1 protein-coding gene is annotated in these 1,649 nt (G+C 38.7%); it reads right to left on the bottom strand.

The genetic code is table 11. From position 1 onward, the window contains the following. Positions 1 to 84 precede the first annotated feature (84 nt). The coding region (locus A9G23_RS11325) for a M23 family metallopeptidase (protein WP_141669991.1) at positions 85 to 1,649 on the bottom strand (1,565 nt) is incomplete at its 5' end.

The raw sequence follows: 1,649 nt of genomic DNA, 5'->3' as shown, positions 1-1,649 counted from the left end.
TAATATCAGATGCATACGTAAAATAAGGCATTAAAAATAGTAAAGTAAATCCAAATAAAAAACTCTTCATTTTGCCACTCCTATTTATTGAGGATCTGTACCAAATGTAATGCGATACCCCTCTTTTAAAAGATCCAAAGGATCTAATAAATCTTCGCGTCTTTCATAAGGTTTATTCGCTTTATTACTTAATGGTTTTTTCAAATCTAATCCACTTTTACCGGAATAATATTCTAAATGTAACATGAAAATAATTTTTCCAGATAAAACCATTAATGGGGTGTCGTCATCATTTAGCAACTGACCAGTTTTTGCTAGTACAGTACCTTGCTTAACAAAATCGCCAACTTTGATGTTTGTAATACTTGACTTATCAACTTCACCATAACGAATAATGAATTCTCGTCCACTATTGGTATGATGCTTGACTGTTATCTGATGAGTTTTACAATAAAAATTTCTAATATCTAATACAACACCGTCACATACCGCGACAATCTCTGTATAAGGTTCTGTATATAAATCACGTGCCGCATGTTTCCTTTTTCCCCCACTACGATTCCACCCAAACATTGTTTGATTATCATTTTTAGTCCAATTAAAGTTTTTACCAAATTGCATATCAAAATTGTTTATTGGTTTTACTTTTAATGGGAAAATAATTTCAGCACTTCTAACATTAAAATAATCCACCATCGCCACCGGATGAATAAACCATGCCTTGCCGTCTGCGGATAGATTGGACAGTTTAGGGATATTGGCATCAGTGTTTGCGGTTGGGTTTTGTGCTTGTGCCTGTGCCACTTGTTTCCACCACAGTGACGGTTTAATGCGCTGTGCTTTTTCTAGTTGCCAGTTTGATTTGACATGTTTATGCGCTTCGTCCACCACCTCTAAGGCAAAATCACGGAGGTAAGGCTCGGTGATGCCTAGCTCATCTAATCCCGCTTCAATAATTGCTTTTTGTTGTTGTTTTTCTTCTTCAAATAGCTCATCAATTTCGTTCCATTTGCTTAACGCTTCATCGGCATACCATTCGCTTTCATATTTTACCAATAAATGCCCTATCAACTCCGCTGTCCAGCTTCGGCGTAATCCTTCCTTTAAATCCCTATCCGTAAAAGTCGGCGGCGGTAGGTCTTTTTTTCGTTGGGTTGAATATATCAGTGTGCCCGTTAAGATTTGATGTAATGCCCGCATCGCTGGCGTGTAATCGGCTAAATCTAATTTCGCCACTTTATTCTTGCCTATCTTGTCAGATAATTCACCTATCGAGGCCTTTTCTTCTATTGTTTCAAACCCAGGCCAGTGCCATGGACTACGCCGTTTGATATGAGCTTGTGCATTGTCTTTTATATTCACCCAACCATGTATCGGTAGCGTTTGCTCATCCAGTGCCGTCACTTGGGCCCATTTTGTGTTTTCATCCTCTATCGCTATCAAGCCATCATTCTCTAATGAAATTAGGGACACGGTACGAGGGTAACATACCGTATTACGTTTCTTTTCCTGTGGAGAAAGGGTGTCATCTAATGATAACGGAAAATCATGCCAATAACTTACGCTTGAATTGAGCTGCCCATCTTCGCCATTAAGGTGTAAGACTTTACTGGCGGCTATCCAGTACGGCTTGTTTTCAATCATAAAGC

Origin of the sequence: Gilliamella sp. App4-10 (assembly GCF_001690495.1) — a bacterium.
In the GTDB taxonomy this organism is placed as follows: domain Bacteria; phylum Pseudomonadota; class Gammaproteobacteria; order Enterobacterales; family Orbaceae; genus Gilliamella; species Gilliamella apicola_G.
This window is presented reverse-complemented; position numbering and strand designations above follow the sequence as displayed.